The sequence below is a fragment of the Spirillospora sp. NPDC048911 genome (assembly GCF_043198015.1).
Lineage (GTDB): Bacteria > Actinomycetota > Actinomycetes > Streptosporangiales > Streptosporangiaceae > Spirillospora.
Window position 1 is genome coordinate 1,433,398 of sequence record NZ_JBICUD010000001.1, and the last position, 12,903, is coordinate 1,446,300.

Sequence of the window (12,903 nt, forward strand, 5' to 3'; positions counted from 1 at the left end):
CGACGCCATGACTGCTGATAAGACGATCGTTCACCTGCTGCGGCACGGTGAGGTGCACAACCCCGAGGGTGTGCTGTACGGGCGGCTGCCGGGATACCGGCTGAGTGAGGACGGGGTCCTCATGGCCAAGGCCGCGGCCAAGTGGTTCGGCGAGCGGGACGTCACCGCGGTGTTCTCGTCGCCGATGCAGCGCGCGCTGGAGACGGCGGCGCCGCTGGCGGACGCGCTCGATCTGCCGGTGACGGTGGACGACCGGCTCATCGAGGCCGACAACCACTTCGAGGGGATGACCTTCGGGGCGGGAACGGGCTCGCTGAAGCGGCCGGAGCACTGGCGATACCTCGTCAACCCGTTCCGGCCCTCGTGGGGTGAGCCGTACAAGGAGATCGCGGACCGGATGAAGGCCGCGGTGATCCGGGCGCGCGACACCGCGAGCGGGCACGAGGCCGTCTGCGTCAGCCACCAGCTCCCGGTGTGGATCCTGCGGCTGCGGGCCGAGCACCGGCGCCTCTGGCACCATCCCGGCAAACGGCAGTGCGATCTGGCCAGCGTCACGTCCCTGGCGTTCGAGGGCAGCCGGCTGGTGGAGGTCTCCTACCACGAGCCCGCCGCCGGGATCGCCAAGGGGCCCAGTGTCGCGGGCGCCTGACCCTGCCGCTAGATTGAGTACTACACGCTGTAGTTGTAGGAGGGTCCGTTGAACCCCCGCACCTCCCCCGGGATGCTCGTTGCCGTGTTCGCCCTGTCCACGGCTCTGGCGGGCTGCGCGGGATCCCCGGCCTCGGGCACCCCCGGCGGCAGCGGCAACCGCTTCGTCGCGGGCGACGGCAACGCCCAGGAGATCAAGGCCGGCGACCGCAAGGCCGCTCCGCAGGCGGCCGGGACGACGCTGGAGGGCAAGCCCCTCCAACTGGCCGACCTCAAGGGCAAGGTCACCGTGGTCAACTTCTGGGCCTCGTGGTGCGCGCCCTGCCGGGGCGAGGCGCCCTCCCTGGAGCAGGTCTACAAGGAGAACAAGGCCAAGGGCGTGGAGTTCGTCGGCGTCGGCTTCAAGGACAGCCGCGACAACGCCAAGGCCTTCGAGCGCAAGTTCAAGGTCACCTACCCGAGCCTCTTCGACGAGAACGGGCAGATCACCCTCGCCTTCCGGGACGTGCCGCCGAACGCGATCCCCAGCACGCTGATCCTGGACCGGCAGGGCCGGGTCGCGGCGCGCATCGTCGGCGCCACGACCTACTCCAAGCTGAGCCCGCTCGTCGCCAAGGTCGCGGCCGAGCGGTGACATCGAGTGGAGCGAGGCCATGAGCGCAGTCAACGAGACCGTCACCAGCGGTTCGCTGCTGGTGGCGGCGCCTTTGGCGGCCCTGGCCGGGCTGGTCTCGTTCGCCTCGCCGTGCGTGCTGCCGCTCGTGCCCGGTTACCTCTCGTACGTCACCGGCATGAGCGGCGCCGACCTGGCCGAGCAGCGGCGGGGACGGCTGGTGGCCGGGGCCGCGCTCTTCATCGCGGGCTTCACCTTCGTCTTCGTGAGTTACGGGGTCTTGTTCGGCGGCCTCGGGCGCTGGCTGCTCGAATACCAGGACACGATCACCCGGGTGCTGGGCGCCGTCACGATCGTGTTCGGGCTGGCGTTCATGGGATTCGTGCCGGGGCTCCAGCGCACGCTGAAGTCCGGGCGGCTTCCCAACGCCGGCCTGATGGGCGCGCCGCTGCTGGGCGTCCTGTTCGGGGTCGGGTGGACGCCGTGCATCGGCCCGACGCTCGGCGCCGTCCAGGCGCTGTCCATCACCGAGGCGAGCGCGGGCCGCGGCGCGCTACTGTCGCTGGCGTACTGCCTCGGCCTCGGCCTTCCGTTCGTGATCACCGCGCTGGCGTACCGGCGGGCCCTCGGGGCCTTCGGGGCGGTCAAGCGCCACTACCGGCTGGTCATGCGCATCGGCGGCGGCATGCTCGTCGCGATCGGGCTGCTGCTGGTGACCGGCGTCTGGGACGACCTGACCATCCAGCTGAAGTCGTGGATCAGCGGCTTCGAACCGGTGATTTGAGATGGACGACACCGACATCGAACCGGGCGTCGCGGCGCCGCCGGAGCGGCAGGCCGCCGAGGAGGTGCCCCGGCCCAAGGGGCTGGGCCCGATCGGGTGGCTGCGCTGGGCCTGGCGCCAGCTCACCACGATGCGCACGGCGCTGATCCTGCTCTTCCTGGTCGCGCTGGGCGCGGTGCCGGGCTCGATCCTGCCGCAGCGCGCGCAGTCGCCGGAGAAGGTCGACCAGTACTTCGTCGACCACACGTCGCTCGCGCCGTGGCTCGACAGGTTCTCGCTGTTCGACGTCTTCGGCGCGCCGTGGTTCGCGGCGATCTACATCCTGCTGTTCGTGTCGCTCGCGGGCTGCGTGATCCCGCGCGCGTTCAAGCACTACCGCGGGATGCGCGCCCGCCCGCCGGCCGCGCCCCGCAACCTGATGCGGCTGCCGCAGTCGGAGACGTACGAGACGGACGCCTCGCCGGACGAGGTGCTGGCGGAGGCGCGCAAACTGTTGCGCGGGCGTCGCTTCCGTGTCGACGCGAGCGAAAGCTCGGTGGCGGCTGAGAAGGGCTATCTGGGCGAGACCGGCAACCTGGTCTTCCACCTGGCACTGCTGGCGCTGCTGTTCGCGCTCGGCCTCGGCTCGTCGTTCGGCTACCGGGGCAACGTGCTGCTGACCGAGGGCAACACGTTCGCCAACTCACTGTCGCGCTACGACCAGTTCATGCCGGGACGCGAGTTCGACTCGGACGACCTGCCGCCGTTCACCATGACCCTCGACGACTTCAGGGCGACGTACCAGACGCAGGGCGCCAAGCGCGGCCAGGCCATCGACTTCCTGGCCAAGATGCGCTACCGCGAGACGCCGGACTCGCCCGAGAAGCCGTACGACCTGAAGGTCAACCATCCGCTGAAGATCGGCGGCGCCAAGGTCTACCTGATCAACCACGGCTACTCGCCGGTCTTCACCGTGCGCGACGCCAAGGGCAACGTCGCCTTCCGGGACGCCGTGCCGTTCCTCCAGATGGAGAACCGCAACCAGACCGCCGAGGGCGTCATCAAGGTCCCCGACGCCGAGCCGGACGAGCTGGCCTTCTACGCCATCCTGTGGCCGTCGGCGGTGGCCACCCCCGACCAGAAGCAGATCGTGTCGGCCTTCCCGGCCCCGCTCAACCCGATGATCACGATCTCGTCGTTCAAGGGCCGGCTGGGCCTCGACTCCGGCGTCCCGCAGTCGGTCTACAAGCTCGAAGGCATCGGCAAGACGCTGCAGCCGCTCGGCCGCGACGGCCAGAAGATCATGAAGCCGGGGGAGACGTTCAAGCTCCCCGACGGCGCCGGGACCGTCACGTTCGAGGGCCTCAAGGAGTGGGCGGCGCTGTCGGTCAACCGCGACCCGGGCCGGATGCCCGCGCTGGTCGCGGCGATCCTGGCGATCGTCGGCGTGGTCGCCTCCTTCCTGGTCCGGCGGCGCAGGGTATGGGTCCGTGCGGGCGCCGGCGAGGGCGGGCGTACCGTGGTCGAGGTCGGCGGGCTGACGCTCGGCAACCCGACCTCCGAGTTCGACGACATCGTGGCCGCGTTGCGCGGCGAGCAAGAGAAGCCCGGCACCGATCAGGCCGCCGCTTCGGCAACCGAATCTGAGGAGTGACGAGGGTGGGCACTGCCGATCTCGCCAATCTGAGCGACAAGCTCATGCTGAGCACCGTCGTGCTCTACATCGTCGCCATGGTCGCCTACGCGGCCGATCTGGGCTTCGGGCCGCGGCGGCGGGCCGAGGACAGGGCCGAGGCCAAGGTCCTCGTCGGCGCGGGCGGCGCCGAGGTGGCCGACGTCCCCCCCGAGGACGCGGCCGCCGGCGAAGAGCCCGAGGGCCGCGACTGGGGACGGCTCGCGGTCCTGCTGAACGTCCTCGGCTGGGGCGCGCACCTCGGCGTCATCGTGACGCGCGGGCTGGCGGCCGAACGCTGGCCGTGGGGCAACATGTACGAGTTCCTCACCGCGATCGCGTTCGCGGCCGTCACCGCGTACCTCGTCGTGATGTTCCGCTACAAGGCCCGCTTCCTCGGCGCGTTCGTCATGCTCGCGGCGGTCATCGCGCTCGGCGTCGCCAACATCTGGCTGTACGACAAGGTCGGCCCGCTCGTGCCCGCCCTCAACTCGTACTGGATCGCCATCCACGTCAGCGCCGCCATCATCGCGACCGGCGCGTTCACCGTCGCCGGCACCTCGACGATCCTCTACCTGGTCAAGTCGCGCCACGAGGCGAAGACGGCGGTGGCGGCCGAGGGGCCCAAGCTCGCGCCCGCCGGCGCGGCGGGCGGCTTCCTCGCCCGGGTGCCCGCGGCCGACGACCTCGACCGGCTGGCGCTGCGCGTCACCATGTTCGCGTTCCCGATCTGGACCGCCGCGATCATCATGGGCGCCATCTGGGCGGACGAGGCGTGGGGCCGCTACTGGGGCTGGGACCCCAAGGAGATCTGGTCGTTCATCACCTGGATCGCCTACGCCGCCTACCTGCACGCGCGGGCGACCGCCGGCTGGCGCGGCCGCAAGGCCGCGATCCTCTCGCTCGTCGCGTTCGCGTGCCTGATGTTCAACTTCTTCGGCGTGAACTACATGTTCTCCGGCCTGCACTCGTACGCGTAGGCACCGTCCACGCAGCAACCGTCACGGCTCACTCGTCGTCGCGCAGGCGGCGGTCGAGGTCGCGCAGGAACGCCGGGTCGTCGTCCGGGCCCTTCGGGCCGCCGGACGCGCCCGGCGGCGGCCACAACGCCTCCTCGGGCGTACGCCGCGGCCGGCCCAGCGACAGCCACGCCGCCGCGCCCAGCAGGAAACCCAGCAGAACAACGAGGAACCAGCCGAACTTGGGCAGATGCCTTACGTCGGTCTCATCGGTGCCGAGGACGTCGAAGAGGCAAAAGAGCCAAACTCCCACAAGGATGAGCACGAGCAGCACAAACGCCATGCCTTGAGATTAGTCCGTGACTGATGGGGATGACGGCATGTCGGATTCCGGCTTACCCTGCATCGGGGGCCCTGTCGCTTGATTCTTCGGGGGGCCCGCTGACAGAGGAGCCCGATGCGCTTCAAAGGCATCCATCGCAAGTCCCGGGAGCTGAGGGACGCCTCGTACTCGCCCTCGCCCGCACCCCAGGACTCGGGGCAGCGTCCGGAGACCCGCCAGTTCCGCCCGCGCGGCAACCAGCCGCGCGACCGGTTCGGCCGGTTCCGCAAGGCGGGCAGGGACGACGACTTCGCGGTGCGCGCGGCCGCCGACGCGGCCTCGGACGCCGCCGTCCGGCCCAGGCGGCCCGGCGGCCGCACCAAGGACGCGCGTCCGGTCGGCTACTCGTGGCGTGACTTCGAGCTCGACGACGAGCCGCCGCGCGCCGAGCCGCACCCGCCCGGCAGGCCGCACCGCGCCGCCGACGGCCGCGTCCACTGCGGCGTGCTGGAGGGCATCCTCTACCGCCAGTGGGACGCCCGGCAGGGGCCGCCGACACCGGAGGTCGTCCGCGCCGTCGAGAGCCTCGCGGGGCTGCCCGACTCGCTCAAGGAGAAGCTCGCGAGCGGCCTCGACGGCATCTACGTCGGGCCGGGCGGCGTGCCGCAGCTCGACGACATGGGCCATCTGCGCGACCGGCCGCTGCCGTCCGGCCGCGCGACCTGGGACATCTGCGCCGGAGCGTACGGCGACCGGAAGATCGTGGTGGGGGACCGGCCCTCGCCCACCCCCGACGTGATGATGCACGAGGTCGGCCACGCGCTCGACGACATCGACGGCGAGGGGGGCGGCTGGACGTCCGACAGCGCCGCGTTCCGGGCGCTGTACGACCAGTGCCGCCCCTTCCTCGCCAGCGACTTCCATCTGCAGCCCGACGATCTCGGCCGCCGGGAGTTCTTCGCGGACGCGTTCGCCGCGATCTCCGCCCGGCAGCGGCCCGCCCTGGTCGATATGCTCGCCGGCAATATCCGCGCCGCACTCGATGTCATGCTCTTCTTCAACCGCCGCTACGGAATCTGACGGAACACCACCGACGTAAGCCCGAACGGAACCTCAAGGCTGCACGACCAGCACCGAAGGTGATCGACGATGTACGTGATCCGGCTCCCCGACGGAACGCTCCGGGTGCCCCACAGCGTTCTGCTCAACCCCGACGAGGGCACGGACGAGGGACGGATCATCGCCCAGGCATACGTGGAGATCGGCCCTGACGACCCCGACTACGACCGGCTGCTCGGACAGTCACTGACCGAGGCGGAGCTGGAGGAGAAACGCCGCGGCTGGCGAGACGGGGACGCCGACCTGCTCCGTCAGTTCGAGGAGTGGAAGGCGGGCAGGGACGAGTAGTCCCTGGGTGATGATGAGGCCCTGCGTACGATGAACCTGCGTGCGATGAGGAGCGGGAACCGCCGCGGGGGAAGGGCGGGCCGAGCAGGTCTCCGGCGCTCAGCGCACGTGCTCGGCTACCGGCTCTTCCCCGCGCAGCAGCGCGTGTACTTCGGACTCGCGGAAACGGCGGTGCCCGCCGGGAGTGCGGATGCTGCTGATCCGGCCGGCCGCGGCCCAGCGCGTCACGGTCTTGGGATCGACCCGGAAGAGGGCTGCGACCTCTCCTGGGGTGAGCAGACGCTCGCTCGTGCTTTCCACGTTATCTCTCCCCCTTTGTCCCGCTCTCGGTGCGGGTGGACTGTTTCCTAGTGTGGCGGGTCAAGACCGATTTCTCCCTTGTTTTCGCAAAACATCACCGTGCGTGATCGGCTGAACAGCGGGAATAACGTGAAGTAAACATGGCATTGGGCACAGTGGTCACGTTGATCTCTATAGCCATGCCGTGTCCCGATCGGAACCGCCCGTTAACCACCTCAGAGGACATCCCCGTAGGCTCGGTGGCATGTCCGATCTAGTGGCTCTGGAGGAGATCGAACGCGCCGCCGCACGGCTCGCGGGGGTCACCGTCCGGACCCCCCTCGTGCCCTTTCCGCTGAGCGATCCGCGCCTCCTGGTGAAGGCCGAGTCGCTGCAGCCGATCGGCGCGTTCAAACTGCGCGGCGCATACGCCACGATCGCCGCGATGCCGGAACCTCTCCGGCAGAAGGGCGTGGTGACGCATTCCAGCGGTAACCATGCCCAAGCCGTCGCCTATACGGCACGGGCATTGGACATTCCGGTGGTGCTCGTCATCCCGCACACGACCCCCGGCGTGAAGGTCGAGGCGTGCATCGCGCTGGGCGCTGAGATTGTTTACGTCGAGCCCACGATGGAGGACCGGGTCGGCACCGCCGAACGGCTGGCCGAGGCGCACGGATTCACGCTCGTCCCGCCTTTCGACCATCCGGGAATCATCGCGGGCCAGGGCACCGTCGGGCTGGAGATCGTCCAGGACCGCCCGGACGCCGGGGTCGTGCTGGTCCCGGTCGGCGGCGGGGGCCTCATCGCGGGCGTCGCCGCCGCGGTCAAGCAGCTGAACCCCGGGATCAAGGTCATCGGCGTGGAACCCGAGCTGGCCGCCGACGCCCGGGCCTCGTTCCGCGCGGGCAAGCCGGTCGCCTGGTCGGCCGAGGAGACCGGCCGCACCATCGCCGACGCGCTGCGCGCCCAGCGGCTCGGCGACCTCCCGTTCGCCCACATCAACGAGTACGTGGACGACATCATCACCGTCACCGAGGACGAGATCCGGCTGGCGATGCGCCGGCTCGCCCGCCAGACCCGGCTCATCGCCGAGCCCGGTGGCGCCGTGGCGACCGCGGGCTACCTCTTCCACCGCGACCGGCTTCCGGCGGCGCAGACGTACGTGTCGGTGCTGTCCGGCGGCAACGTCGACCCGGCGCTCTTCCGGGACGTCCTCGCCTGACGAACCACCCGAGGTCAGGCCACGGAGGGGCGCGGGTAGGCTCGGGGGCGTCATGCGTTCCGTATTCTTCTACACCGCCGCGCGGCTGGTCATCTTCGTCGCCACCGCCGCCGTCCTCGCGCTCTTCGGCGCCCGCGGCGTGCTGCTGCTCCTGATGGCCCTGCTGATCAGCGGGATCGTCAGCTTCGTCCTGCTGTCCGGCCAGCGGGACGCGATGTCGTCCGCGGTCACCTCCGGGTTCCAGGCGCGCCGCAAGAAGTTCGAGCGGGCGCGCACCAAAGAGGACAGCTAGATCAACTAGTTCGGCGGGCGGCTGCAACGTTCGGCACCGCCCGGCCACTTCCCTGTGTGATCACAAGGAGAAACCGAACGACGCGCCGCCGGACGGCCGGCGCCGTCGCGGTGGTGGCCACCCTCACCACCGCTTTGCCCCTGCCCCCGGCGCACGCCGCGACCACCACCGCAGGGCCGGATCCGTCCCCCGGCCAGCGCGTGAGCGTGACGCTGGTGACGGGCGACAAGGTCCACCTGAACGGACGATCCGTACGGATCGAGCCGGGCCCGGGCCGTAAGGAGCTGGTGTTCTTCCGCCGGGTGCACCGGCGCGAGCTGACCATCGTCCCGGCCGACGCGGCGCCGCTGGTGACCGCCGGACGCCTCGACGCCGGGCTCTTCAACGTCACCCGCCTCGTCCGCGACCGGTACGACGACCGGAACCGCGGCGACCTGCCACTGATCGTCGCGGGCACGGCCCGGCCCGCCGGCGCGCAGGTCACCAGGACGCTGGGCGCGCTGAACGGGGCCGCCGTCAGCACCCGCAAGGACCGGGCCGCGACCTTCTGGACCTCGATCAAGTCCGGGAACGCCAAGGTCTGGCTCGACGCGCGGGTGCGGGCGGCCCTCGACAAGAGCGTGCCGCAGATCGGGGCGCCCACGGCGTGGGAGGCGGGCAGCACGGGCAAGGGCGTCACGGTCGGGGTCCTCGACTCGGGCATCGACGCGAGCCATCCCGACCTCGCGGACGCCGTCGCCGCCTCGCAGGACTTCACCGGGAACCCGAAGGGTGTGCGGGACGGCTTCGGCCACGGCACCCACGTCGCCTCGATCATCACCGGTGACGGCGTCGCCGACCGGCGCTATCGCGGCGTGGCGCCCGACGCCAGGCTGGTCGTCGGCAAGGTGCTCGACGACGGCGGAAACGGCACCGTTTCGCAGGTCATCGCGGGTATGGAATGGGCGGCCGGGCAGCGTCTCCGCGTCGTGAACATGAGCCTCGGCGTGTCCCTGGCCAGCGACGGCACCGATCCGCTCTCCACCGCCGTGAACACCCTCACGGCACGGACCGGAACGCTTTTCGTCGTCGCCTCCGGCAACGCCGGTGGCGATGAGTCCGTCAGCGCGCCCGGCCTCGCCGACGCCGCGCTGACCGTGGGCGCCGTGGACGGCGACGACAACCGGGCAGAGTTCTCCAGCAACGGCCCGCGCCCCGGAGACGGCGCCGTCAAACCCGACATCACCGCACCCGGCGTGGGAATCGTCGCCGCCCGCGCCCAGGGCACCGCCATCGGCGAGCCGGTCGGCGACCACTACACGCGAGCCGACGGCACCTCGATGGCGACGCCGCACGTGGCGGGCGCCGCGGCGCTCCTCGCCCAGGCTCACCCCGCCTGGGCACCCGCCCGTCTCAAGGCCGCCCTGATGAACACCGCCAAGCCGAACGACACCGACACCGTCTACCGGCAGGGCGCGGGGCGCGTCGATGTCGGCCGTGCCATCTCCCAGCGGCTCTGGACCGATGAGGGCAGCCTGTCGTTCCACGCCAAGGCGAAGGCCACCAAGACCGTGACCTTCCGCAACGACTCCGACGCCCCCACGACCCTGGACCTGGACCTCTCCGTCAAGAACCCATCAGGAGACCAGGCCCCAGAGGGCATGTTCGAGGTCACTCCCGCGAAGATCGAGATCCCTCCGAACGGGACGGCGTCCGCGTCCGTCACCGTCGACCCCGCCAAGTCCACCGCGACCGGCTCGTACAGCGGCAGGCTCACCGCCGGTCAGCTGAAGCTGCCGGTCGGAGCCTTCCTGGAGCCGCCCCTGCACACCGTCACACTCAGCGGCATCGACCGTACGGGACGGCCCGTCGGCGGCACGGTCGAGTCGCTGCCCTTCGTCGGCCTCATCGACCTGAAGAGCGGCGAGTACGCCCCCACGTTCGTCAGCGGCGGCAAGGTCGTCGCCCGCGTCCCGGCCGGCCGGTACGGGCTGACCGCCGCCGTCAGCACCGTGGCCGCGGACGGCACGATCAACGACAGCACGCTCTTCTCCCGGCCCGTCCTCGACGTCGACCGGGACATCGCGATCGAGGCCGACGCCCGCCGGGCCAAGCGCGTCACCGCCCGCCTGGACAGCCGTACCGCCGTGCAGAGCGGATTCGACGAGGCCCTGGTGTCGGAGACCGTCGCCGGGAACGCCGTCGCCTTCGGCATCGGCTCCGGCGACCCGGCCGCCGGCCTGTTCGCGGAGCCGTCCGCGACGACCACCGACCGCCCGTACGCCTTCTCCTTCGTGACCACCCGCGTGGAGCCGGACGGGCCGCGCGCCTACCACCTCGCGTTGGTCAGCCAGAAACGAATCCCGGCCAATCCCGCATTCCGTGTCAGGGACCGCGGGCTCGCGCGCCTGGACTCCCGCTATCACTCCGACAAACCGCTCTCCGGCTTCCGGCGGACGGGCGTGATCTTGCCGGGCCAGCCCTTCCCGAGCGGGGGTGGCGAATACCCCGTTTCGCTGCCCGGCCGTCGCATCGAGTTCTACTCGCCAGTACAAAATGTGAACTGGGCTCGCACGCTCGAAACCGGCGAGTCGAACACCGCCTTCGCCGAGAGTGCGATCGACCCGCCGATGGTCGCCGGACGTTCACAGCGCGCCGATTGGAACAAAGCGGCGTTCGGCACCGCCCCCCAAGGCACCCGCAAGTGCGTCAAGTGCCCGATGGCTTTCACGGCCTGGACTATCCACTCGGCGAACGCCTCCTGGCAACGCTCACCCGAAACCCGGCCCACCATCGCCGTCTACCGCGACGGAAAGCTGCTCGGCTCCGCCGACGCCGACACGATCGCCGTCGCGACCCCGCCGGGCCAGGCCACCTACTCGTTGCATTCCACCGCCACCAGGCACGTCTCGTGGACGGCGCTCGGCACCAGATCAGAGGCCCGCTGGACCTTCCCCTACACCCCCGACCCGAAGGTGCTGGAACAGCCTCCGCTCTACTCCCTGCGCGCCACAGGCCCGTTCGACCTGAACAATCGCGCCCCCGCCGGCCCGTTCAGACTCACCGTTCAGGTCGTCGACACCCGCGTGGACACGCAAACCCACCCCCTGCCCAACCTGCAAACCCTGACGGTCGAGGTCTCCTACGACGAGGGCAAAACCTGGCAAGAGACCGAGGTGACCGCTGACGGCACCAACCGCTGGCAAGCCCAGCTCGTCCACCCGGCCGCCAACCAAGGCCACGTCTCGCTCCGCCTCCGCGCCTCCGACGGCGGCGCGGCCTCGGTGGAGCAGACCACGATCCGCGCCTACGGCCTGCGCTGACCGACGCCCGACCCGGCCTGTGGGTTGTCATGAGATCACCCACAGGCCGCATCGGGACAAGATCACCCGAACCCCGCCGTTCTAGATGATCACCTCAATATGATCACTCGCCCGGTCGCACGGAGTTCAGGGGGGTCTCACGGATGAAACGGTTCGCCGTCGTGCTGTGCGCAGCAGTCGCGGCCTCGGTGCTGTCGCCCATCGCGAACGCGGCCACGGACGGATCCGCGGATCTGGGCGTGACCGTCGAAGCGCCGGACAGTGTCATGCCGGGTAAGCGCTACGCCTTCTACGCCAAGGTCTGGAATAGCGGTCCGGATGCCGCAGAGGAGGTCAAGGCGACCTTCGATTGGCCAGCCGAGTTGCATGTCGATCAGAACCTCGTCGCCGGACTGACCGACTGTGTCTGGGGTGCTCGCACGGCCACCTGCGATGTGAAGGGCGGGTCGCTCGCCGCCGGTGAGGAGAGGAGGATCGGTCTCGTCGGGACAGTCGATCTCCAGGCCGACGACAGGTTCGACTTCCGGGCCGGCGTCAGGGCCAAGACCACCGAGCCGAATCCGGACTGGAACAGGAACGACCATTCGGGGATGAGCCTCGTCTACCCCTCCACTGATCTCGCGGTCACGATGAGCGGTCCCGCCACCGCCAAGCCGGGGGACCTGATCACCTACGAGGCCAAGGTCACCAACAACGGGCCCAGGTTCCTCTGGAGCGCGAATGTGGACTTCAACCTCTCCAACGGTGTGGTCTTCCAGAGTTCCTCGCCCGAGTGCAACGGCAAGAGCCGCTGCCGGCTTGAGAACTTCGACAAGAACGAGACCAGGACCCTCAGAGTCACCGTCAAGGTTCACGAGGCCGTGCCGGTCGGCAGCCGAATGTACTCGGCGGTCGAGGCCTATTGGTCTTTGAACGATCCGGTCCGCGAGAACGACTCAGCCGCGGTGGAGACTCTGGTTGTCGCGCCGCCGAAGCCGCCGAGGCCGGTGGTTGCGGATGTCGGGATCTCCGGGAAGGTCGGCGCGCTTCGGAAGGGGCGGACGGGCACCTACACGTTGACCGTCGCCAACCGGGGACCTGCGGCGGCCAAGAACGTCGTGGTGAGCGGGGCGCTGCCCAAGGGGCTGAGGTTCAAGTCCGTTCGCGGCTGCAAGAAGGCCGGTAACGGCATCAAGTGCACGATCGCGAACCTGAAGGCCGGCGGGAAGGTCACGATCGTCCTGAACGTGGCCGTCGCGAAGTCGGCGTCCGGGTCCCGGCTGTTCGTCGCCGGGGTCAAGAGCGCGACCAAGGACCCGGTGAGCGGCAACGACCGCGTGCGAATCACCCGGAAGATTACGAAGTAGGACGTTCGACGCACACGGCGGGCCGGCCCTTGGGGCGGCCCGCCTTCGCGTGGCAGGGGGCGGGCCCTTCTAAGG

13 protein-coding genes are annotated in these 12,903 nt (G+C 70.1%); 11 read left to right on the forward strand and 2 right to left on the reverse strand.

What is annotated here, in order from left to right:
• Positions 1-7: 7 nt before the first annotated feature.
• The 5 genes from ACGFNU_RS06600 to ccsB are packed head-to-tail and all read left to right on the forward strand — an operon-like array spanning position 8 to position 4,676.
• Positions 8-649, forward strand: a complete 642-nt coding sequence (locus tag ACGFNU_RS06600; RefSeq protein ID WP_392590773.1) for a histidine phosphatase family protein — start codon at positions 8-10, stop codon at positions 647-649.
• Between the two features lie 48 nt (positions 650-697).
• A complete protein-coding gene (locus ACGFNU_RS06605; RefSeq protein ID WP_392590775.1) occupies positions 698-1,282 on the forward strand; it encodes a TlpA family protein disulfide reductase in 585 nt (194 codons plus the stop codon).
• A gap of 19 nt (positions 1,283-1,301) precedes the next feature.
• Positions 1,302-2,045 (forward strand): cytochrome c biogenesis CcdA family protein, encoded by a 744-nt coding sequence (locus tag ACGFNU_RS06610; RefSeq protein ID WP_392590777.1) that lies wholly within the window; start codon positions 1,302-1,304, stop codon positions 2,043-2,045.
• A gap of 1 nt (position 2,046) precedes the next feature.
• Positions 2,047-3,678, forward strand: coding sequence for a cytochrome c biogenesis protein ResB (locus tag ACGFNU_RS06615; protein ID WP_392590779.1), 1,632 nt, complete (start codon positions 2,047-2,049; stop codon positions 3,676-3,678).
• A 44-nt stretch (positions 3,679-3,722) separates the two neighbouring features.
• A complete protein-coding gene (gene ccsB, locus ACGFNU_RS06620; protein WP_392591029.1) occupies positions 3,723-4,676 on the forward strand; it encodes a c-type cytochrome biogenesis protein CcsB in 954 nt (317 codons plus the stop codon).
• Positions 4,677-4,704: 28 nt separating this feature from the next.
• Here ccsB and ACGFNU_RS06625 read toward each other — a convergent pair whose 3' ends face one another.
• Complete coding sequence (locus ACGFNU_RS06625; protein WP_392590781.1) at positions 4,705-4,998, reverse strand: PLDc N-terminal domain-containing protein; 294 nt, start codon at positions 4,996-4,998, stop codon at positions 4,705-4,707.
• Positions 4,999-5,112: 114 nt separating this feature from the next.
• On the opposite strand from ACGFNU_RS06625, the gene ACGFNU_RS06630 reads away from it, so the two are divergent.
• Together ACGFNU_RS06630 and ACGFNU_RS06635 are read left to right on the forward strand one after the other, a co-directional pair.
• A complete protein-coding gene (locus ACGFNU_RS06630; protein WP_392590783.1) occupies positions 5,113-6,057 on the forward strand; it encodes a hypothetical protein in 945 nt (314 codons plus the stop codon).
• A gap of 69 nt (positions 6,058-6,126) precedes the next feature.
• Complete coding sequence (locus ACGFNU_RS06635; RefSeq protein ID WP_392590785.1) at positions 6,127-6,384, forward strand: hypothetical protein; 258 nt, start codon at positions 6,127-6,129, stop codon at positions 6,382-6,384.
• A gap of 99 nt (positions 6,385-6,483) precedes the next feature.
• Here ACGFNU_RS06635 and ACGFNU_RS06640 read toward each other — a convergent pair whose 3' ends face one another.
• Positions 6,484-6,684 (reverse strand): BldC family transcriptional regulator, encoded by a 201-nt coding sequence (locus ACGFNU_RS06640; RefSeq protein WP_151559136.1) that lies wholly within the window; start codon positions 6,682-6,684, stop codon positions 6,484-6,486.
• A 244-nt stretch (positions 6,685-6,928) separates the two neighbouring features.
• On the opposite strand from ACGFNU_RS06640, the gene ACGFNU_RS06645 reads away from it, so the two are divergent.
• From ACGFNU_RS06645 to ACGFNU_RS06660, 4 genes are all read left to right on the forward strand, one after another.
• Positions 6,929-7,888 (forward strand): threonine/serine dehydratase, encoded by a 960-nt coding sequence (locus tag ACGFNU_RS06645; RefSeq protein ID WP_392590787.1) that lies wholly within the window; start codon positions 6,929-6,931, stop codon positions 7,886-7,888.
• A gap of 52 nt (positions 7,889-7,940) precedes the next feature.
• Positions 7,941-8,180 carry a DUF4229 domain-containing protein gene (locus ACGFNU_RS06650; RefSeq protein WP_392590788.1) on the forward strand — a complete coding sequence of 80 codons (240 nt, stop codon included), beginning with the start codon at positions 7,941-7,943 and terminating at the stop codon, positions 8,178-8,180.
• A gap of 56 nt (positions 8,181-8,236) precedes the next feature.
• Positions 8,237-11,482 carry a S8 family serine peptidase gene (locus ACGFNU_RS06655; RefSeq protein WP_392590790.1) on the forward strand — a complete coding sequence of 1,082 codons (3,246 nt, stop codon included), beginning with the start codon at positions 8,237-8,239 and terminating at the stop codon, positions 11,480-11,482.
• A 143-nt stretch (positions 11,483-11,625) separates the two neighbouring features.
• The gene (locus tag ACGFNU_RS06660) at positions 11,626-12,828 is read left to right on the forward strand and encodes a hypothetical protein (RefSeq protein ID WP_392590792.1); all 1,203 of its coding nucleotides are present in this window, start codon (positions 11,626-11,628) and stop codon (positions 12,826-12,828) included.
• The last annotated feature ends 75 nt before the right edge of the window (positions 12,829-12,903 follow it).